Source organism: Streptomyces sp. CA-106110, from assembly GCF_050936285.1.
Classification (GTDB): Bacteria; Actinomycetota; Actinomycetes; order Streptomycetales; family Streptomycetaceae; genus Streptomyces.
Window position 1 is genome coordinate 6,544,159 of sequence record NZ_JBNJNB010000001.1, and the last position, 20,077, is coordinate 6,564,235.

The 20,077-nt window shown below is 67.3% G+C and carries 15 protein-coding genes and 2 rRNA genes; 10 read left to right on the forward strand and 7 right to left on the reverse strand.

From position 1 onward, the window contains the following. Positions 1 to 175: 175 nt before the first annotated feature. From ACQEXA_RS30135 to ACQEXA_RS30145, 3 genes are all read left to right on the forward strand, one after another. A 23S ribosomal RNA gene (locus ACQEXA_RS30135) occupies positions 176 to 3,292 on the forward strand. A gap of 85 nt (positions 3,293 to 3,377) precedes the next feature. After that, positions 3,378 to 3,494, forward strand: a 5S ribosomal RNA gene (gene rrf, locus ACQEXA_RS30140). A gap of 176 nt (positions 3,495 to 3,670) precedes the next feature. Further along, positions 3,671 to 4,216 (forward strand): GNAT family N-acetyltransferase, encoded by a 546-nt coding sequence (locus ACQEXA_RS30145; protein WP_432929657.1) that lies wholly within the window; start codon positions 3,671 to 3,673, stop codon positions 4,214 to 4,216. Here the strand turns inward: ACQEXA_RS30145 and ACQEXA_RS30150 are convergent. From ACQEXA_RS30150 to ACQEXA_RS30175, 6 genes are all read right to left on the reverse strand, one after another. Next, positions 4,213 to 5,847 (reverse strand): TraM recognition domain-containing protein, encoded by a 1,635-nt coding sequence (locus ACQEXA_RS30150; protein WP_432929655.1) that lies wholly within the window; start codon positions 5,845 to 5,847, stop codon positions 4,213 to 4,215. The genes ACQEXA_RS30145 and ACQEXA_RS30150 overlap by 4 nt on opposite strands. A gap of 13 nt (positions 5,848 to 5,860) precedes the next feature. Then, the gene (locus ACQEXA_RS30155; protein WP_432929653.1) at positions 5,861 to 7,285 is read right to left on the reverse strand and encodes an ATP-binding protein; all 1,425 of its coding nucleotides are present in this window, start codon (positions 7,283 to 7,285) and stop codon (positions 5,861 to 5,863) included. A gap of 7 nt (positions 7,286 to 7,292) precedes the next feature. Next, complete coding sequence (locus tag ACQEXA_RS30160) at positions 7,293 to 8,852, reverse strand: SCO6880 family protein (RefSeq protein ID WP_432929650.1); 1,560 nt, start codon at positions 8,850 to 8,852, stop codon at positions 7,293 to 7,295. Continuing rightward, entirely contained in the window at positions 8,849 to 10,168 is a 1,320-nt protein-coding gene (locus ACQEXA_RS30165; RefSeq protein WP_432929648.1) for a hypothetical protein, read from the reverse strand. Before ACQEXA_RS30165 ends, ACQEXA_RS30160 begins: the two co-directional genes overlap by 4 nt. Next, positions 10,158 to 10,985 carry a hypothetical protein gene (locus ACQEXA_RS30170; protein WP_432939307.1) on the reverse strand — a complete coding sequence of 276 codons (828 nt, stop codon included), beginning with the start codon at positions 10,983 to 10,985 and terminating at the stop codon, positions 10,158 to 10,160. The genes ACQEXA_RS30165 and ACQEXA_RS30170 overlap by 11 nt, the downstream gene beginning before the upstream one ends. A gap of 231 nt (positions 10,986 to 11,216) precedes the next feature. Further along, on the reverse strand, positions 11,217 to 11,525 hold the full coding sequence (locus ACQEXA_RS30175; protein WP_043441655.1) for a hypothetical protein: 309 nt from the start codon (positions 11,523 to 11,525) through the stop codon (positions 11,217 to 11,219). An 897-nt stretch (positions 11,526 to 12,422) separates the two neighbouring features. Here ACQEXA_RS30175 and ACQEXA_RS30180 point away from each other — a divergent pair. The 5 genes from ACQEXA_RS30180 (at position 12,423) to ACQEXA_RS30200 (ending at position 16,809) form a co-directional block, all read left to right on the forward strand. Then, on the forward strand, positions 12,423 to 12,779 hold the full coding sequence (locus ACQEXA_RS30180) for an ArsR/SmtB family transcription factor (RefSeq protein WP_432929646.1): 357 nt from the start codon (positions 12,423 to 12,425) through the stop codon (positions 12,777 to 12,779). Then, positions 12,772 to 13,410: an SRPBCC family protein gene (locus ACQEXA_RS30185; protein ID WP_432929644.1), complete on the forward strand. Its 639-nt coding sequence runs from the start codon at positions 12,772 to 12,774 to the stop codon at positions 13,408 to 13,410. The genes ACQEXA_RS30180 and ACQEXA_RS30185 overlap by 8 nt, the downstream gene beginning before the upstream one ends. A 269-nt stretch (positions 13,411 to 13,679) precedes the next feature. Then, entirely contained in the window at positions 13,680 to 14,435 is a 756-nt protein-coding gene (locus tag ACQEXA_RS30190) for a trypsin-like serine peptidase (protein ID WP_432929642.1), read from the forward strand. A gap of 385 nt (positions 14,436 to 14,820) precedes the next feature. Then, entirely contained in the window at positions 14,821 to 15,828 is a 1,008-nt protein-coding gene (locus ACQEXA_RS30195; protein ID WP_432929640.1) for an NlpC/P60 family protein, read from the forward strand. Positions 15,829 to 16,110: 282 nt separating this feature from the next. Continuing rightward, a complete protein-coding gene (locus ACQEXA_RS30200) occupies positions 16,111 to 16,809 on the forward strand; it encodes a phosphatase PAP2 family protein (protein ID WP_432929638.1) in 699 nt (232 codons plus the stop codon). 68 nt (positions 16,810 to 16,877) lie between these two features. On the opposite strand, the gene ACQEXA_RS30205 is transcribed toward ACQEXA_RS30200, so the two are convergent. Continuing rightward, positions 16,878 to 18,446 (reverse strand): FAD-binding oxidoreductase, encoded by a 1,569-nt coding sequence (locus ACQEXA_RS30205; RefSeq protein WP_433131641.1) that lies wholly within the window; start codon positions 18,444 to 18,446, stop codon positions 16,878 to 16,880. 472 nt (positions 18,447 to 18,918) lie between these two features. Here ACQEXA_RS30205 and ACQEXA_RS30210 point away from each other — a divergent pair, with 472 nt between their 5' ends. Continuing rightward, on the forward strand, positions 18,919 to 19,761 hold the full coding sequence (locus ACQEXA_RS30210; RefSeq protein WP_432929635.1) for a hypothetical protein: 843 nt from the start codon (positions 18,919 to 18,921) through the stop codon (positions 19,759 to 19,761). Between the two features lie 125 nt (positions 19,762 to 19,886). Beyond that, entirely contained in the window at positions 19,887 to 20,057 is a 171-nt protein-coding gene (locus ACQEXA_RS30215) for a hypothetical protein (protein ID WP_433134837.1), read from the forward strand. The last annotated feature ends 20 nt before the right edge of the window (positions 20,058 to 20,077 follow it).

The following is a 20,077-nucleotide window of genomic DNA, read 5'->3' on the forward strand; positions in this document are numbered from 1 at the left end:
GGCGTGGAACGCGAGTTGGAGAGGTGAGGGTGTCGGGCACGCTGTTGGGTGTCTGAAGGTACGGCCGTGTTGGTCGTCCTTCGGTGCCGGCCCCAGTGAACTCGGACCGTGATGGTTCGGGGTGATGGGTGGTTGGTCGTTGTTTGAGAACTGCACAGTGGACGCGAGCATCTGTGGCCAAGTTTTTAAGGGCGCACGGTGGATGCCTTGGCACCAGGAACCGATGAAGGACGTGGGAGGCCACGATAGTCCCCGGGGAGTCGTCAACCAGACTTTGATCCGGGGGTTTCCGAATGGGGAAACCCGGCAGTCGTCATGGGCTGTCACCCACTGCTGAACACATAGGCAGTGTGGAGGGAACGAGGGGAAGTGAAACATCTCAGTACCCTCAGGAAGAGAAAACAACCGTGATTCCGGGAGTAGTGGCGAGCGAAACCGGATGAGGCCAAACCGTATGCGTGTGAGACCCGGCAGGGGTTGCGTATACGGGGTTGTGGGATCTCTCTTCTGTTGTCTGCCGGCAACAGGACGAGTCAGAAACCGTTGATGTAGGCGAAGGACATGCGAAAGGTCCGGCGTAGAGGGTAAGACCCCCGTAGTCGAAACGTCAGCGGCTCGTTTGAGAGACACCCAAGTAGCACGGGGCCCGAGAAATCCCGTGTGAATCTGGCGGGACCACCCGCTAAGCCTAAATATTCCCTGGTGACCGATAGCGGATAGTACCGTGAGGGAATGGTGAAAAGTACCCCGGGAGGGGAGTGAAATAGTACCTGAAACCGTGTGCCTACAAGCCGTGGGAGCGTCGGAAGCACTTCGGTGCTTCTCGTGACTGCGTGCCTTTTGAAGAATGAGCCTGCGAGTTTGCGGTGTGTTGCGAGGTTAACCCGTGTGGGGTAGCCGTAGCGAAAGCGAGTCCGAATAGGGCGTTTGAGTAGCACGCTCAAGACCCGAAGCGGAGTGATCTAGCCATGGGCAGGTTGAAGCGGAGGTAAGACTTCGTGGAGGACCGAACCCACCAGGGTTGAAAACCTGGGGGATGACCTGTGGTTAGGGGTGAAAGGCCAATCAAACTCCGTGATAGCTGGTTCTCCCCGAAATGCATTTAGGTGCAGCGTCGTGTGTTTCTTGCCGGAGGTAGAGCACTGGATAGGCGATGGGCCCTACCGGGTTACTGACCTTAGCCAAACTCCGAATGCCGGTAAGTGAGAGCGCGGCAGTGAGACTGTGGGGGATAAGCTCCATGGTCGAGAGGGAAACAGCCCAGAGCATCGACTAAGGCCCCTAAGCGTACGCTAAGTGGGAAAGGATGTGGAGTCGCACAGACAACCAGGAGGTTGGCTTAGAAGCAGCCACCCTTGAAAGAGTGCGTAATAGCTCACTGGTCTAGTGATTCCGCGCCGACAATGTAGCGGGGCTCAAGCGTACCGCCGAAGTCGTGTCATTCATATATAAGCCCCAACGGGTGTATGGATGGGTAGGGGAGCGTCGTCTGCCGGGTGAAGCGGCACTGGAAGGTAGTCGTGGACGGTTGACGAGTGAGAATGCAGGCATGAGTAGCGATTCACACGTGAGAAACGTGTGCGCCGATTGACTAAGGGTTCCTGGGTCAAGCTGATCTGCCCAGGGTAAGTCGGGACCTAAGGCGAGGCCGACAGGCGTAGTCGATGGATAACCGGTTGATATTCCGGTACCCGCTGTGAAGCGTCAAACATCGAGCATCGTGATGCTAAGGCCGTGAAGCCGTTCCGGACCCTTCGGGGAAAGGAAAGTGGTGGAGCCGCCGAACCAAGCGGTTAGTAGGTGAGTGATGGGGTGACGCAGGAAGGTAGTCCATCCCGGGCGGTGGTTGTCCCGGGGTAAGGGTGTAGGCCGTGCGATAGGTAAATCCGTCGTACATGGGGCTGAGACCTGATGCCGAGCCGATTGTGGTGAAGTGGATGATCCTATGCTGTCGAGAAAAGCCTCTAGCGAGTTTCATGGCGGCCCGTACCCTAAACCGACTCAGGTGGTCAGGTAGAGAATACCGAGGCGTTCGGGTGAACTATGGTTAAGGAATTCGGCAAAATGCCCCCGTAACTTCGGGAGAAGGGGGCCATGCCTGGTGAGAGCACTTGCTGCTTGAGCTGGGGGTGGCCGCAGAGACCAGCGAGAAGCGACTGTTTACTAAAAACACAGGTCCGTGCGAAGCCGTAAGGCGATGTATACGGACTGACGCCTGCCCGGTGCTGGAACGTTAAGGGGACCGGTTAGCTCCATTTCGGTGGGGCGAAGCTGAGAACTTAAGCGCCAGTAAACGGCGGTGGTAACTATAACCATCCTAAGGTAGCGAAATTCCTTGTCGGGTAAGTTCCGACCTGCACGAATGGCGTAACGACTTCTCGACTGTCTCAACCATAGGCCCGGTGAAATTGCACTACGAGTAAAGATGCTCGTTTCGCGCAGCAGGACGGAAAGACCCCGGGACCTTTACTACAGTTTGATATTGGTGTTCGGTTCGGCTTGTGTAGGATAGCTGGGAGACTTTGAAGCAGCCACGCCAGTGGTTGTGGAGTCGTCGTTGAAATACCAGTCTGGTCGTGCTGGATGTCTAACCCGGGTCCGTGATCCGGATCGGGGACAGTGTCTGATGGGTAGTTTAACTGGGGCGGTTGCCTCCTAAAGAGTAACGGAGGCGCCCAAAGGTTCCCTCAGCCTGGTTGGCAATCAGGTGTTGAGTGTAAGTGCACAAGGGAGCTTGACTGTGAGACCGACGGGTCGAGCAGGGACGAAAGTCGGGACTAGTGATCCGGCGGTGGCTTGTGGAAGCGCCGTCGCTCAACGGATAAAAGGTACCCCGGGGATAACAGGCTGATCTTCCCCAAGAGTCCATATCGACGGGATGGTTTGGCACCTCGATGTCGGCTCGTCGCATCCTGGGGCTGGAGTCGGTCCCAAGGGTTGGGCTGTTCGCCCATTAAAGCGGTACGCGAGCTGGGTTTAGAACGTCGTGAGACAGTTCGGTCCCTATCCGCTGTGCGCGTAGGAGTCTTGAGAAGGGCTGTCCCTAGTACGAGAGGACCGGGACGGACGAACCTCTGGTGTGCCAGTTGTTCTGCCAAGGGCATGGCTGGTTGGCTACGTTCGGGAGGGATAACCGCTGAAAGCATCTAAGCGGGAAGCCTGCTTCGAGATGAGGACTCCCACCCACTTGATGGGGTAAGGCTCCCAGTAGACGACTGGGTTGATAGGCCGGATCTGGAAGCACGGTAACGTGTGGAGGTGACCGGTACTAATAGGCCGAGGGCTTGTCCTCAGTTGCTCGCGTCCACTGTGTTGGTTCTGAAACCACGAACAATCCCCGCACTGATGTGCTGGGCGGGTTGTCTGTTTCATAGTGTTTCGGTGGTCATAGCGTGAGGGAAACGCCCGGTTACATTTCGAACCCGGAAGCTAAGCCTTACAGCGCCGATGGTACTGCAGGGGGGACCCTGTGGGAGAGTAGGACACCGCCGAACAAATCTTCAGAAAGAGCCCCAACTCCGGGTATTATCCGTGAGTTGGGGCTCTTTCGCGTTTGCGGCCAAGCTCCCGCGGGGTCAGGCCGTCGCGGGCTGAATCGAGTGATGGCGCTCGGCTGTGGCCCCACAAAAAATGGGCAGCCCCTCTCGCGGCCGGCCGTTACCGTTGCCGCATGCATCCCGTGATCCGGTCCATACGCCCCGAAGAGTGGCCCGCCGTGAAGGAGCTGCGTCTCGCCGCGCTCCAAGACCCGGTCGCTCACCTCGCCTTCCTGGAGACCTACGAGGCCGCCGTCGCCAAGCCGGACTCCTTCTGGCAGGAGCGGACGGTCAGCGGGGCCGAAGGGGCGGAGGACGTGCAGCAGATCGTCGCCGAGACCTCGGACGGAACGTGGGCCGGCACCGTGACCGTACTCATGGAAGAGGCCGGCACGACGGACTGGGCAGGGTTGCCGGTAGAACGGAGGCAGGGCCATCTCGTCGGCGTGTTCGTACGTCCCGAGCACCGTGGAACCGGCCTGACGAAGGCGCTGTTCGACGCCGGACTTGAGTGGGCCTGGACGCACGGTGCGGAGCGGGTACGGCTCATCGTGCACGAGGACAACGAGCGGGCCAGGGGCTTCTACCGAAAGATGGGATTCGTGCCGAGCGGGGTCACCGTGCCGCTGTCGGAGGACTCCGGCGACTCGGAGCTCGAGATGGTGATGGAGCGGTCCTAGCGGGCCTGCGTCGGGAGTTCGTACTGCGGCCAGCGTGCGCGGGCCTGCTCGCGGGAGCGGAGCAGAGCCAGCGTCGGCAGGCCGCGGTCCGCGCCGGTGGAGAGGAGCTCCGGTAGCTGCGGGAGCGGAGCCACGGCCGCCACGTCGTCCAGGACGAGGGTGAGTGGTGGGTCGAGGCGACCGGAGGATGACCGTTCGGCCATGCGCCGGCCGCGCTCGACCACGCTGGAGGCGAGTGCCGTCAGCAAGGGCATGGCACCGGGTTGCTGGCGGGGATCCTCGATGGATTCACCCACCACATAAAGCGTGCCCCCTTCGTTGGCGAAGGAATCCAAGGCGAGGGCGTCATTTCGGTTGGATGTGCATGCCTCGCGGATATTGACGGTGGAGAGGCAGGAGAGGGCCCGTGCCGTCAGTTCCTGTGCCACGTCCCTGCGTTCGGGGTGCGAGGTGAGCGCGGCCTCCAGCTCGCCCCCGGCGCCGGACGACGCCTTCGGGTTGGTGCGCAGGGCCCGTACCGCCTCCTGGACCTGAGTTCCCTGGGCCCAGCGGTGGAGGTGCCGGATCGTGCGGCCCTCGACGGCGGCGGCGTGCAGGTAGCTCCGCAGGAGCGTTTCCGCGACATCGGCGACCGCCTGGTCGATACGGGCCGTCGGGCGGACCGGGGCGAGCAGCGCGGCTGCGCGGGCCGCCGCGACCGTCTTGTCCTCGCAGTCGGACGACGGGGACCAGTGGAGCCGGGCCGGGGTGTCGCACAGGTGGGAGGGGTCGTAGAGGAGGACGGGTCCGAGCTTGGCGCGAGCGTCCTTGGTGTCGGCCCACAGGGCGGCAGCGGACGTGATGACGACCGCCGGCCCCTCGGCGTCCCGTACGGCCTGGGCGGCGACGGGGTGACGGGTGCCGGGATCGCCGAGGACGACGGAGACGGACGTCCAGGCTGCGGAACGCGCTGTGGCGGAGCCGGGCGCCGGTCCAAGGCCGTTTCCGGGCTGTTCGAGGCCGGTTTCGGGCCGGTCGTGGCCGGGTCCGGTCTGCACAGTGCTCGCTGCGGCCTGCTGGGTGGCGGCCACCTGCTCCAAGGCGACCGCGAGAGGAATCTGCTGCGCCGGCTCCGGATCCGCCGCACCGTGCTCCGCCGCCGCGGGGCGTGGGGTGGGAACGGGGGTCGTGACGGGGCCGGCGGGCGCGGCGACGGCGTCCCAGGCAGGCGTACCGGCGGTGGCCGTGGCTTGGCCATGGGCCAGAGAGGTGGCGGCTCTGCGGCGCGCCCTCACCGCCTTCCACCGGGCCACGGTGCCGATCACGAACACGGTGACCACGAACAGCACCATCAGTTCGCCTATGAACAGGCCCCAGAACAGCCCGTACCCGGAGAGCTGGTCCCCCGGGGCGTCCGGCCACGCCCCCGTGATGTCGTGGGGCTCCGCGATCAGATGGCGCATCGCCACCGGCGTACGGGTGAATCCGACGCCGTCCGGCCAGGCACCCCGCGAGAACCAGCCCGCGAGGCCCGTGGCCGTCCACACCATCAGCGTCACACCGAGCAGAAAGGCCAGTACGCCCACCAACAGGCCGTCGGGGACGCCTCCCTGGCCGTCGTGCTGCTCCCGCTGCTCCTTGCCTGGTCTCATAGGGATCCCATGTCTACGCCACCGTGGACTCGGACGAGCCGTCCAGGTCGTTCAGCCGCTGTTCCACGAACGCCGCCGCACGCTCCTCCGCCTCCAGCTCCGCGGCGCGCAGGGCGTCGTCGGCAGCGCGGTCGCTGGACGATTCCGTCATCGCGCGGTCGGTGAAGACGAGCGGCCGCTCCATCTCCGTGACCAGGTGTTTGACCACCTGCACATTGCCGTTGACGTCCCAGACCGCGATGCCCGGCGTCAGGGTCGGGATGATCTCCACGGCCCAGCGTGGCAGACCCAGGACACGTCCTGTCGCCCGCGCCTCGTCGGCCTTCTGGGCGTAGATCGTCCTAGTCGACGCCATCTTCAGGATCGCGGCCGCCTCCTTCGCCGCCGCTCCGTCCACCACGTCGCTGAGGTGGTGGACGACCGCCACGAAGGACAGACCGAGCCGTCGGCCGAACTTCAGCAGCCGCTGGAACAGCTGAGCGACGAACGGGCTGTTGATGATGTGCCAGGCCTCCTCGACCAGGAAGATGCGCTTCTTCCGGTCGGGACGGATCCAGGTGTGCTCCAGCCAGACACCCACGATCGCCATCAGGATCGGCATCGCGATCGAGTTGCGGTCGATGTGAGACAAATCGAACACGATCAGCGGTGCGTCCAGGTCGATACCGACCGTCGTCGGTCCGTCGAACATGCCCCGCAGGTCACCGTCGACCAGACGGTCCAGGACCAGGGCCACGTCAAGGCCCCAGGCGCGTACGTCGTCCAGGGCGACGTTCATCGCCTCGGCCGACTCCGGTTCCGGGTGCCGCAACTGCTCCACGATGTCCGTGAGCACGGGCTGCCGCTCGACGATGGTCTCGTTGACGTAAGCGTGCGCGACCTTCAGGGCGAAGCCGGACCGCTCGTCCAGGCCGTGCCCCATGGCGACCTCGATGATCGTGCGGAGCAGGGCGAGCTGGCCCGTCGTCGTGATGGCCGGGTCGAGCGGGTTGAGCCGGATGCCGTGGTCGAGGGCCGCCGTCGGATCGAGCCGGATGGGGGTTATGCCCAGCTCCTCGGCGATGAGGTTCCACTCGCCGACCCCGTCCTCGCCCTGGGCGTCGAGGACCACGACCTGCCGGTCGCGAAAGCGCAGCTGGCGCAGGACGTAGGTCTTCTCCAGCGCCGACTTGCCGTTGCCGGACTCGCCGAGGACGAGCCAGTGCGGCGCCGGGAGCTGCTGGCCGTACAGCTGGAAGGGGTCGTAGATGTACCCCTTGCCGGAGTACACCTCGCGGCCGATGATCACGCCGGAGTCGCCGAGGCCGGGCGCGGCCGTCGGAAGATAGACGGCCTGGGCCTGCCCTGTGGAGGTGCGGACGGGCAGCCGGGTCGTCTCCACCTTGCCGAACAGGAAGGACGTGAAGGCGTCGGTCAGGACGGACAGCGGATCCCGCATCAGGTCCTTACCTCCGAATGCCGGTGGCGAAGGGGAGCGTGTTGACGAAGGCGCGGTGGTGCTCGCGGTCGCACCACTCCAGTTTCAGGTACGACTTGCCGGCCGAGGCCCGGATGGTCCGTTTGTCGCGGGCGAGGGCCTCCGGAGAACGCGAGGAGACGGTGATGTAGCCGACCAGGTTGACGCCCGCGGCGCCGCTCGCCAGGTCCTCGCCGCGCTGGTCGAGGCGGGAGTGGGCGGCGATGTCCCGGGGGTCGACGGTGCGGTTCATCTTGGCGGCGCGGCTGGCCTCGGCCTCGTCGTTCGTCTTCTCGGTCAGCATGCGCTCGATGGCGACCTCGGTGGGTTCGAGGTCCATGGTGACGGCGACCGTGCGGATGACGTCCGGGGTGTGGACGAGCAGGGGCGCGAGGAAGTTCACGCCGACCGGGGTCATCGGCCACTCCTTGACCCATGCGGTGGCGTGGCACCACGGCGCGCGCGTCGACGACTCCCGGGTCTTCGCCTGGAGGTAGGTGGGCTCCATGGCGTCGAGCTCGGCGGGCCAGGCGTTGCGCCTCGTCATCGCCTGGATGTGGTCGATGGGGTGGTCGGGGTCGTACATGGAGTGGATGAGGGAGGCGAGCCGCCCCTGGCCCAGCGGCTGCCGTACCCGGATGTCGGCCTCTTGGAGCCGTGAGCAGATGTCGGTGAGCTCGCGTGCCATGACGACCGCGAGGCCGGCGTCCCGGTCGACCTTCTTGCCTCCCTGCGGCCGTGCGGCGCGTGCCATGGCCTGGGCCTCGGCGGCGAGTTCGCGTGTGTAGTGCATGCAGGCGACGAGGTAGGCGCGGTGCTGCTCGCTGCTGGTCGACACCATGGACTGCAGCTGGTCGTACGACTGCCGCAGCCAGGTCGGGGAGCGGTCGTCGCCGCGCTGGGTGACGTCCTTGGCGTGGGCGTCCGGGTCGGCGGGCAGGGTGCGGGCGAGCATCTGGAGCCGGGTGACGAAGCCGTCGCCGTTCGCGACATGCTTCAGAAGCGTGCCGAAGCGGTCGACGAGGGCCTCCTGGTCCTCGCTGTCGCGCAGGCCGACGCCGGGGCCCTCGATCTCGATGGCGGCGGTCACGGTCCGCCGGTCGGCGTGCAGCAGTACGGCGATCTCGTCGGGCCCGAAGGGGGCGGCGAGCCAGCTGATCCGGCCGATGCCCGGGGGCGGCCCGATCTCGACCTCGCGCCCGTCGAAACGGGTGCCGGCCTCCATCACGCCGCTCCGGTAGACCGTCCCCTGCCGCAGGGTCCGCTTGTAACTGCGGTTGATCTCGAACCACTTGTAGAACGTGCGGTGCTTGTACGGGATGTACACGGCGGCCAGCGCGAGCAGCGGGAAGCCCATCAACAAGACGATCCGCAGGGCGAGGAGGGGGACGAGGAGCCCGCACATCATGCCGACGAACGCGCCCCCGATGATCAGCAGGATCTCGCCGGACTCGCGGTTCCGGCCGATGATCGCGTTCGGCCGGGCGCGGCCGATCAGATATGTCCGGCGGGGCGTGATCGGATGGGACAGGTGGGACTCGGTCGTCAACGCCCTTCACCTCCCGTGCGGTTGGTACTGCTGTTGCGGGTGCTGCTTGCGTGCGGAGTGTCCGCCGGACTGGTACGCGGCGGGGGCGCGGGGGTGGGGACGGATCCGTTGCCCGGGGTACGAGTGCTATGCGCGGCCACACCGCCGCTGAGAGGGTTGGCGGGGCGGGGCGATCTGGCACCTCCGCCACCGCCGCCGTTGCTGTCGGCGCGTGTGCTGTGGGTCTTGATGCCCTGGGCGACGAGGGTCGCCGGAGAGCTGATGACGGCGGCGGCCTTGCTTTCAGCGCCCTGCATGATGCGGTTGTTGCGGGAGGCGACGATCTCGTCGCCGAAGCCGGGTACGAACCGGTAGATCATCGCGCTTGCGAAGATGGCGAGCAGGATGATGGCGAGCCCGGAGACGACGGCCGCGAGGGAGTCGGGTCCGTTCTCCGTGGCCAGGGCGCCGGCGAGCCCGAGCACGATGACGATGACCGGTTTGACCAGGATCACCGCGATCATGATGCCCGCCCAGCGGCGGACATGGCCCCAGAGGTTCTTGTCCACGAGGCCCGAGTAGACGACGACACCGAGGAGGGCGCCGACGTACAGCAGGACGGCCCGCAGGAAGAGTTCCAGGTAGAGGACGCCGGCCGCGAGGATCGACACGAACGACACCAGGATCAGCATGATGGGGCCGCCGCCGATGTCCGTCCCCTTGCTCAGCGCGCCGGAGAACGCCCCGAAGAACGTACTGGTCTGGTCCCCCGTGGTCTTGGCGAGGACGTCACTGACGCTGTCGGTCGCCGAGACGACGGTGTAGAGGACGAGGGGCGTGAACGCCGAGGCCAGCACGGTGAGCCAGAGGAAGCCGACCGCTTCGGACAGGGCGGTGGTGAGCGGGACGCCCCGCACCGCCCTCTTGGCGACGGCCAGCAGCCACAGCAGGAGGGTGAGGATGGTCGACGCCGCGAAGACGATCTCGTACTGGTGCAGGAACGCCTGGTTGGTGAAGTCGACGCTCGCGGTCTGCTTCACGGCCTCACTGAGCTTGTCGACGGTCCAGGAGGCAGCGTCGGCACAGCCCTTGGCGAGGGAGGAGAGGGGGTCGAGGGTGTCGGTGAGGGGGTTGGAGTCAAGTCCTTTTGAGGGGGAGGAGTCCCCCTTTTCGCAGTATTTCTTGGCTGGGCCTGCGATCAGCGAGCAAGGGTCGCTCGAGGGCTTGGGCGTTGGGTTGGGAGCCGCGTAGGCGTGCGAGGCCAGCAGTACGACCGCCGTCTGCAGGGAGGCCATGACGCCGGTGAGCTTGAGCGCGCGGTGCGGGCTAGCGGGCATACGTGAACCCTCCGTACTCCTCAACCGCCTTGCTGATTTCATCGGACCCGGAGACGGGGTTGTCTCCGTTGACGGGAGTCGGGCCGGTCTTCTGGCTCGTCTCCGTGACTTTCCAGTCGCCCCGGGTCCAGTTCAGCCTTACCGTCACGGTGAACCAGCTGCTGGTCACGGGGTTGGTGGAGCTTTCGCCCGTGAGTCCGAAGAGGCCGTTGCACCAGACCTGGACGGTCGCCGCGTCGGCGCTGTAAGACATCACCTTCGCTCCGACGGGCAAGGTGCGGTTGACGAACGTGGTACCGGCGGGAGCGCTGCCGTCGTTGTTGAGGCCGATCTTCTTGAGAAGCTCTGTCGAGTAATCGGCGTCGAAACCGTTCTGCAGCCGGCTCAGCGCACCGGAGTCGGCCAGCGTCTGAACGATTTGGTGCCGCTTGGCGGTGTTGAACATGCCGTCCGACCCCAACGCCACCGCATAGTTCGCCGCAGCCGACTGTGCCCCCTGCTCGTCGTGGGCGAAGCCCGATGGGATTCCGTCCGGCTTCGACTGGACCGGGCGGGTGCCGGATGCGGCCGTGGAGGCCTGGCCGGGCTTGTTGCTGGTGCCGCTCGATGCCGAGTCCCCGCCGCGGTTCGCGAAGGCGATCGCCGCGATCAGGAGGACGACGACCCCGACGACCGTGACCAGGCTTCTGGATGACGACCGGCCGCGCCGTGCCCCTCCGTATACGTCACCGCCCCGCTCGGGCAGGCGTGTTCGGGTCTGCCCGACACCGCCGTACTCTTCGTCGCCCCCGCCGGGGGCACCGTCACCGAGACTCACGCTGTGCACGCCCCCTCGACCTCATAGCCGGTTCGCACCTCGTGTCGGAATACGTAGAAGTACGACGGTAGCCGTGCTGGCTCCCGCGCGGGCGCGGTGTGGTGACTCGACATCAGGGAAACGCAACCTCAGCCGGTGGGCGCGACGGACGGATGGGTTGGAGGGTGGGAAGCGGGCGCATCCGGCGGGGGACTGACGGCGCGCCAGGGACATGGCGGTCCGGGGCCGGGCCTAGACGGCCATGCCGTACACGATCGTGAAAAGCGTGCCGAGCGAGCCGATGATGAAGACTCCGGTCAGGCCCGCGATGATGAGGCCTTTGCCTTGTTCGGCGCTGAACGTGTCGCGCAGGGCCGTCGCGCCGATGCGCTGTTTGGCGGCGCCCCAGATCGCGATCGCCAGGCAGAGGAGGATGGCGACGGCCATCACCACCTCGACCATGACACGAGCCTCGTTGCCCAGGCTGCCGAACGGACCCCAGTCTGGGGCGATACCGCCGATGATCGTGTTGATGTCGCCTTTTGCGGCCGCGAGATGCATGTAAGTCACCGCCCCTAGCGGGTAGTTCCGTGCCCTCTGTCACCGTCGCAGAGGTCAGGGTCATTCTTGCCGACAATGGGCCTGTCGTATGTCGACTTGGCGTCATTGATTGGCGGGTTTCGTACGCGTCCCTTGCTTCCGGCCCACGTGGGACCGTCGCGGGAGCGTGGGACGCTGGTTGAAGGAGGGTTTGGTCACTCTGTGTATCATGGCAGGTCACGCCGGGCAACGAGGTCCCAAGCGGAACCTGTGATGTGGTCCGTCGTTGACTCTTCTTGTGCCGCGAGAACCCTGGGGCGGCCTGCGGCGTGGCCCGGCTGCCCGGGCCGTTCCGTATGAGTGTCACCCATACGAGCGGAAAGGCTATCCCTGAACCGCGAAACGGGCCGCGGCTGGGTGCCACGGCCCGTTCATTGCGCGCCGGCGGACAGGATCCCCACGTGTCCCCGCTGCCGGCTTCCCCGCCCGGAGGTCAGCCCGTGAAGGCCGCGTCTCCCGGGGCCCCCAGCCGGTCGGGCCGGCGTGGCCCGTCTGCGACGATGACTTGTTGAGTACGCGACAACAAGAGGCTTCGGGGATCCTGACTTCCGCCTTACCGAATCAGGGTTACGCCTTGCGTGTCCATGGCTGCTCGATTGCGCCGCGCTGGGCGGCGCTTGACTGAATGCGCCGGCGGCTCAAGGGATTTGGGTCAAGAAGGCGATCGTGGCCCGTTCGACGGGGATGCCGTCCATGTGAGGTCCGCCAACTCCCCGGTGGAACCGCCAGTTGGTGGGCGTGCTGCGCAAAGCGCTCCCCTCTGCACCGCATTGCCGGATATATGTGTGCCAAGAGCGCGAGGGCCGTGCAATTGCTTCAGCCCTGGCTTATATAAGTAGATGCTGATACGTTGCCGCCATGCACGCATTCGATGTGCTCGGAGACCCCGTCCGTCGCAGGATCCTCGAACTGCTGGCGGACGGAGAGATGGCGTCCGGGGCCGTCTGCGAGGTCATCACGGCGGAGTTCGGGATATCGCAGCCCGGTGTCTCGCAGCATCTGAAGGTGCTGCGCGAGAACGGCTTCGCCACGGTGCGGCCGGAGGGGACGCGACGGTTGTACGCGGTCAACTCGGAGCCGCTGCGGGACGTAGATGAGTGGATCGGTCGTTTCCGGCGGTTCTGGGCCCCACGGCTGGACGCGCTGGAGACGGAACTGGCACGAGGGAAGCGGGAGCGCCGTCTGGCGCGCCGGGAAGGAGAGGGTGATGGCTGACGGCATCGACGTCGCGCATGAGGTCAATGCGGTGGGACGGCAGGTGGGCAGGCGGGAGTTCAAGGCCGGCGAGGCGCGGGTGGTGACGGTCTCGCGGACCTACGACTCGTCGCTGGAGGATGTCTGGGACGCGTGCACGAACGCCGAGCGCATTCCGCGCTGGTTCCTGCCGGTCTCAGGAGACCTTCGGGTCGGCGGCCATTTCCAGCTCCAGGGCAACGCGAGCGGCACCATCGAGCAGTGCGATCCGCCCCGGAGTTTCCTCGCGACCTGGGAGTATGGGGGTGAGGTGAGCTGGATCGAACTGCGGTTGACGTCGCTGGAGGAGGGCGGGACGCAATTCGTACTCGAGCACATCGCACATGTGGACGACGAGCGGTGGGCGGAGTTCGGCCCGGGCGCGGTGGGCGTGGGCTGGGACCTGGGTCTGATGGGCCTGTCCCGTCATCTGGCCTCCGGGGCCTCCGTGGACCCTGCCGAGAGCATGGCGTGGCTGACGTCGGACGAAGGCCGCCGCTTCGTGACCGCGATCAGCGAGGCGTGGGGCGAGGCGAACGTGGCGGCGGGCGAGCCGGAGGAGTCGGCGAGGGCGGCTGCGGACCGGACGACCGCGGCGTACACGGGCAGCTAGTACTCCTCCCCTCCGCTCTCCCTTCCAGGAGGCGCCCCGTGGGGACGCCCGCTTGGACGTCCCTCTGGGTGCGATGGCAGGCCATGGAGTCGTACGTGTGTGCGTCGACTCAGGGGGGTACGGCTGCCTGCAAAGCGGAAATGCGTCCGATGGGAGGAGGTCGCCGTGGCTCGGACGAACCGGCTGACCTGCGGCAATGGAACCTCACAGAGAAAATTCAGAATGCTCACAGGATTTTTCTCACCTTGCCGGGTCACAGTATGACCGTGATGAACCGCATCACACGCCCCCCTGGCAACCGCCGGCACGCGTTCCTCGGTGCTGTCGTGCTGCTGGCCGTCGCGACATCGTCCGTGTCGGCCGCCGACGGCGGTCCCGGGCCCCTGGGCGTGACCACGGAGGCGGCTCCCAGCAGGGCCACCGCCAAGGTCGGCGCGCTGTTCAGCACGAGTGGGGCACTGGCGGGCGACCACTTCTGTACGGCTTCCGTGGTGCACAGCGAAGAGCACGATCTGATCGTCACCGCCGCACACTGCCTGGGCAGCAGCACGATGTGGTTCGCGCCCGGCTACCGGGACGGCAGGGCGCCGTACGGGGTGTGGCAGGTGGACAGGGCGTACGTCGACGACGCCTGGAGCGGTGACGAGGACGAGGACAGCGACATCGCCTTCGCGACGCTGAGGCCGATCGACGGCGTCGACGTCGAGGATCTCGTGGGGGCCAACAGGTTCGTCACGGGACGGGAGACGGGTGCCACCGCCGTCACCGTCACCGGTTACCCCGACTCCCAGGACACCCCGATCGCCTGCACCAACAATCCGACCGTCCACAGCAGTACGCAACAGCGCATCGACTGCCCCAATTTCACCAGCGGCACGAGCGGCAGTCCCTGGGTGAACGGCGACGGCGAGGTCGTGGGCGTCCTCGGCGGCCACGAGCAGGGCGGCTCCACCGCGGACGTCTCCTACAGCGTGGTGCTGGGGGACGAGGCCGCGGATCTCTACGCGACCGCCTCGGGCGACTAGCGGCGCGGCGGAGGCGCGACCCGGGGCGGGCGCCTCACGGTCCGCCTCGTCGCACGGCCGGTCCTAGCCGCGTCAGCCCGCGTCCCACGCACAGCGGTCCGCCTCGTACGCACGACGGTTGGGGCCGCTACTCGTGTCAGCCCGCGTCCCAAGCACAGCGGTCCGCCTCGTACGCACGACGGTGGGGGCCCCTACCCGCTGCGGCCCGCGTCCCACGCCCATCGATACGCGTCGCACCCAAGGCCGTTGAGGTCCTACCGGCGGTACTGCACACCACATTGGCCGATCCTGTACGTCCAAGTGGCCGGACCAGGACTTTTCGGGTCCGGCGCCCTCTGACGCCCCTACACTGACCCTCGGCGGACTCCGGTGCGGCGAGGGGCGGTTGACGGTGCGTAGGGCCTGGATCTGGGCGACCGTTGCCGTCGGTGCCGCGCTCAGTCTCGTCATGCTGCTCGTCATCGGGGTCTACACGATCGCCGGGAACCTGGCCAACGGCATCGGTGCGGGGTCGGTCGGGCTCGCCAAGAACGCCGTGCCCGCCGCGTACGCGTCCCTCGTGCGGAGGTGGGGCAACCTGTGCGGTGCAATCAACCCGGCGCTGCTCGCCGCCCAGCTCTACCAGGAGAGTGGCTTCAACCCGAACGCCAAGAGCCCCGCGAAAGCGGAGGGGATAGCGCAGTTCATCCCGGGCACCTGGGCCATCCACGGCATCGACGGCAACGGCGACGGCGTGGCCGACGTCTGGGACCCGCGCGACGCGATCCCGTCGGCCGCCTCGTACGACTGCAAGCTCGCCTCCTATGTGAAGGACGCGCCCGGGAACCCGACGGAGAACATGCTTGCCGCCTACAACGCGGGGGCGTACGCGGTCATCAAGTACGGGGGTGTGCCGCCGTATCGGGAGACCCAGAACTATGTGAAGACCATCACGACGCTGGCGAAGAGCTTCGCCGCGCCCGTCCGGCGGCTCGACCCGTCGAGGCAGGCGGCAGGCGCCATCTACTACGCCCAGAAGAAGCTCGGCACCCCCTATCTGTGGGGTGGCAACGGCACCGCCGACCAGGGTGGACGCTTCGACTGCTCGGGGCTGACCAAGGCCGCCTACGCGAGCGTGGGCATCGGTCTGCCGCGTGTCGCCAACGACCAGTACAACGCCGGACCGCACCCGAAAAGGGACGAACTGCTCCCGGGCGACCTGGTGTTCTTCTCGCACGATCCGACCGATTCCCGTGCCATTCACCACGTCGGGATCTACGTGGGCGGGGGCTACATGATCGATGCGCCCAGGACAGGTGCTGTGATCCGCTTCGACCCCATCGACACCTCGGACTACTTCGGGGCGACGCGTGTCACCGAAGATGGCGCGAAAGCGCTGCCCACGACGGTGTGAACCGGGGCGTGAACGGCGCGCGAAAGGGCGCGCGCTGGCCGGAACCCTTCGTTATGCGCACCCCCTGAGCTGGGAAGACGTGTCTCTCTTCGGTAACGTCTGCGTGATCATTCGGTGGAATGCGGAACGTGGCGAAGAGGACTGTGCGTTCCTTCTGACGTAGAGCGTCGACGTACGGCAGCCGGCTCGGCGTGGAGCGGATCTACGACCACGGGGGTGGTGGACGAGCGGCGCGCACGGGCGCGTCCGCGGACGCGACAGAGGACGAAGGGGCCGCGCACGATGGCTGCACTCGCCGAATCGGGGTCGAACCCCGACGTCGATCTGCTCTACGACATCAATGGCCTGGCCAAGGACTCGCCGCACTGGTTCGCCCGCGTCATGGAGTTCGTCGGCGAGTACGGCCTGCTGCTCGGCATGGTCCTGCTGGTCCTGTGGTGCTGGTGGAGCCTGCGCCGGCGGGGCGGCGCGGACGTGGCCGGTGCCATGGCCGCGCTCGTCTGGGCTCCGCTGGCCGCCGCGCTCGCCGTGCTGGTGAACGTGCCGATCCGGGGCTTCGTGGAACGTCCCCGGCCGTTCGCCGACCACCAGGGACTCGACGTCCTCGCCTCCGGCACGACCGGCTACTCCTTCGTCAGCGACCACGCCACCCTCACGATGGCCTTGGCGGTCGGACTCTTCGTCGCCCACCGGAAGTTCGGCTTCATCGGCCTCGGCCTGGCGCTCCTGGAAGGTTTCTGCAGGGTCTACCTGGGCGTGCAGTACCCGACGGACGTCATCGGAGGCTTCGCTCTCGGCACCGCCGTGGCCCTGCTGCTCTCACCGCTTGCTTCGGTCCTGCTCACGCCGCTCGTCAGGGCGGTCGAGGGCTCGCCGCGCGCCGGACGGCTGATCCGCCCCCGCGGGGCACGGCCCCCGGAGACCGTGATCCCTGGCGCCCGCGCCGACCAGGCGGCGGAGGAACGGGACCTGGCCGCGTAGCCGTCGGCCCGGTCGTCGTGCGGCCGCAGGGGCGATGCGTGTGTGCCGCCCCCCGCGTGCGGGCGCCGCTACAGCGACTGCGGGAAGGTGAAGAAGCCGTTCGGGTCGTACTGGTGCTTGAGCTGTGCCAGTCGGGCGGCCGCGTCCCCGTAGTAGGCCTTCCGCCAGTTCGTCAGGGTCGGGTCCGTGTAGTTCTGGTAGGCGGCCCCGGACGCGTAGGGACCCATGGACGTGTGCGCGGACGTCAGCCAGGACTGCGCCGTGGAACCGGCGGTTCCCGCGGGCCAGCTCGCGATGTACTGCGCCAGCATGCGCGAGCGGCGGTGCACGAAGGCCGTGGCCGTCGGCGAGACGCGGTTGACCGCACCGCCGAGCGCGGTGAACGCGATGCTGCCCGCGCCGCCCCGCGCCTGCGCGACCTGGTTCAGGAGCGTCTGGATGCCGGCGGCCGGGATCGAGCGGTCGAAGAAGTCCGAGCGGGCGGCGTAGGTCTCGCGGCCGAGGGCGCCCTGCGCGGAGCGGCCAGGCGTCGAGCCCGGCAGATGGCACTGGGCGGCGGTCGGGAAGGACGAGCAGCCCGCGTACGCCTCCATCGCGCCCTCGTAGGAATGCCGCTTGAGCGAGACGCTGCGGGCCGGGGAGCCCACCTGCGCGGCCAGGCGGTCGACCGCGTTCTGGAGTTCGCCGTAGGTGCCGATCGAGAACGCGGCGACGGAGACGGTCGGTGTGCCGCCGTTCTCGAGGTGGCAGGACGACCAGATCTCGTCGGGCTGGTTCGGGCCCCACTCCTGCCAGGCCTTGAGGACGGCGGCCGCCTTGGACCAGGGCCAGGTCATATAGGCCGATACGGCCTGAGGTGCCGGATGTGTCCTGAACCGCAGTTCGGTGACGACGCCGAAGTTGCCGTTGCCCGCGCCGCGCAGGGCCCAGAACAGGTCCTTGTTCTCGGTGGCGTTCGCGACGAGCTGCTTGCCGTCCGCGGTGATCAGGGTCGCCTGGGTGAGACTGTCGCAGGTCAGCCCGTAGGCCCGGGAGACCACACCGTGGCCGCCGCCGAGGGTGAGACCCGAGACGCCGACGGTGGGGCACGATCCGGCGGGGATGGTCACGCCTTTCGCGGTCAGCGCGCGGTAGACGTCGATGAGCTTGGAACCGGCGCCGACGACCGCCTCGCCGGCGCTCGCCCGTATCGTGTTCAGCTTGCCCACGTCGATGATCAGACGGTTGTCCCCGGAGGACCAACCGGCGTAGGAGTGGCCGCCATTGCGTATCGCGACCTTGACGCCTTGGGCGTGGGCGTACGACAGCACGGTGCGGATGTCGTCGGCGCGCGCCACGTAGGCGACCGCCGCGGGCTTCAGGGAGTCGAAGCGGGTGTTGTAGAGCTGCTGGGCCGTGGCCCAGGCGCGGTCGCCGGGCCGGACCAGAAGGCCGTCCAAGTCCTTGGCCAGGGCGTTCCAGTCGGTGGCGGCGGCGTGCGTGCCGTTCGTGGTCGTGGCCGAGGCCGGCATCGCGGTCGTCGTGGTCGCACGCACGGTCGTGCCGGTGGCGGACGATGTGCCGCCGCTGCTGCAGGCGGTGGTGACCGCCGCCGCGACCGTGGCGGTGGCACCGCCGATGAACGTACGCCGTTGCATTGCGCCTCCCATGAGTTCCGTGGACTGAGATGAGGCCTTGCGGCGGAAAAGTTCGCGCGGAAATGCCACGGAATGGTTACGACGTCCGTGCCGGGGGCGACCGAAATGCCCGGAGGGGGTTTCAGCATGCCTGCCCCTCGGGTGGGTTGCGCAGCCAGGGGGCGCGGAAGCGGCTCCGGGTCTAGCGGGTCTAGGCCCTGGCGTGCTTCTCGGCGTCAGTTCTGGCCAGGCTGCGGGCTCTGCGCGCAGGTCCCCGCCATCCGCAGGTGCACCGGGCCACGCAGAAACGACCCTGTTCGGCGGTCGTCGTGAGGTGTTCGTCCGGACCGGGGGGTACGTCCTGTCGCTCCACTCCGACAAGGTTACCCCGGGCAAGTACTTGCCCTGCGTGGCGCGTGACGGGTCCCCCCACCCGTCGTTAAGCGGAACGACAGGAGGGCACCGGGACGGACCGGCTGGGGGTAGGCAGGTGATGGTGGTGCGGCGGCACGGTCGGGTCGGTGCGGCGATCCTCGCGACGGTGGGACTGCTCGTCTACGGCGCCTCGCTCACCGGATGTTCGAGAGGCGGGGCCGCCGTCGAGGACGCGCGCTCCGGCTCGGGCGCCCTCGAGACCCTCCGGCAGGCCGCCGCGACCCTGGTGCGCGCGGGCAGCTCCCGGGCCCGGACGTCGATGGAGATGGCCACCGGCGGGACCCGGGTCACCATCCGCGGTGAGGGCGTCTACGACTATCGCGGCCGGCTGGGCCGGCTGAAGGTGACGCTGCCCCAGGATCCCGCGGGCGACGAGGAGCACCGTCCGATCACCGAACTGCTTGCCCCTGGTGCCCTCTTCATGAAGAACCGGGGAGCCGGAGTCCCGGCCGACAAGTGGGTGCGGGTGGACACGGCCACACTCACCGACGGCAACCTCGTCACCGGCGGCGCCACCGACCCCTACGCCGCGGCCGAATTGCTGCGCGGGGTCAGGGAGGCGACGTACCTCGGCCGGACGGAGGTCGCGGGGACGCCGGTCCGGCACTACCAGGGGGTCGCGGACATCGGGCTCGCGGCACGCGACGCGTCCGCGGACAACAGGGCGCCGCTGCGGGCGGCGGCGAAAGGGTTCGCCACGGCCGAGGTGCCGTTCGACGCCTACCTCGACGACCAGGGGCGCATCCGGAAGGTGCGGCACCGGTTCAGCTTCGTCAACGGCGGGCAGAAGGCCGTGGTGGCGGTGGCCTCGACGACCCTGCTGTATGACTTCGGGGCCCCCGTCGACGTACGGTTGCCGGCCGCCGGGGACATCTACGCCGGGAAGATCGCCGCGCAGTAAGGGCACGAAGGTGATCGTGGAAGTGGCGCGGGTGAGGGGCTGGAAATGGTCCATCCGTGCCATGCGCCGTGTGTAGCCCGCTCCCTACTCTAGGAAGCTGGTGACGGCAGAAAGAGGTGATGCACGTGGCTCCGGTCGGCGGTACGGCAGTTCAGGACCACGTGGCCCTCGCCGAGATCGAGCTGTGCAGTGACCTGATCATCGCGGCCTCGGCCGCCCACGAGGACCGGCTCAGTCTTGAGAGCATCGACGAGGTCCTGAAGGTCGCCGAGGAGCGGGACGCCTCCCGCCGGTGAGCCGCACCGCAGTAGATACT

What these genes read in the sequence shown, in the direction of transcription:
- ACQEXA_RS30180 (WP_432929646.1), top strand. Translation starts at nt 12,423, where the DNA reads ATGCACGCATTCGATGTGCTCGGAGACCCCGTCCGTCGCAGGATCCTC.
- ACQEXA_RS30175 (WP_043441655.1), bottom strand. Translation starts at nt 11,525, where the DNA reads ATGCATCTCGCGGCCGCAAAAGGCGACATCAACACGATCATCGGCGGT.
- ACQEXA_RS30185 (WP_432929644.1), top strand. Translation starts at nt 12,772, where the DNA reads ATGGCTGACGGCATCGACGTCGCGCATGAGGTCAATGCGGTGGGACGG.
- ACQEXA_RS30200 (WP_432929638.1), top strand. Translation starts at nt 16,111, where the DNA reads ATGGCTGCACTCGCCGAATCGGGGTCGAACCCCGACGTCGATCTGCTC.
- ACQEXA_RS30145 (WP_432929657.1), top strand. Translation starts at nt 3,671, where the DNA reads ATGCATCCCGTGATCCGGTCCATACGCCCCGAAGAGTGGCCCGCCGTG.
- ACQEXA_RS30205 (WP_433131641.1), bottom strand. Translation starts at nt 18,446, where the DNA reads ATGCAACGGCGTACGTTCATCGGCGGTGCCACCGCCACGGTCGCGGCG.
- ACQEXA_RS30165 (WP_432929648.1), bottom strand. Translation starts at nt 10,168, where the DNA reads ATGCCCGCTAGCCCGCACCGCGCGCTCAAGCTCACCGGCGTCATGGCC.
- ACQEXA_RS30150 (WP_432929655.1), bottom strand. Translation starts at nt 5,847, where the DNA reads ATGAGACCAGGCAAGGAGCAGCGGGAGCAGCACGACGGCCAGGGAGGC.
- ACQEXA_RS30210 (WP_432929635.1), top strand. Translation starts at nt 18,919, where the DNA reads ATGGTGGTGCGGCGGCACGGTCGGGTCGGTGCGGCGATCCTCGCGACG.
- ACQEXA_RS30155 (WP_432929653.1), bottom strand. Translation starts at nt 7,285, where the DNA reads ATGCGGGATCCGCTGTCCGTCCTGACCGACGCCTTCACGTCCTTCCTG.
- ACQEXA_RS30190 (WP_432929642.1), top strand. Translation starts at nt 13,680, where the DNA reads ATGAACCGCATCACACGCCCCCCTGGCAACCGCCGGCACGCGTTCCTC.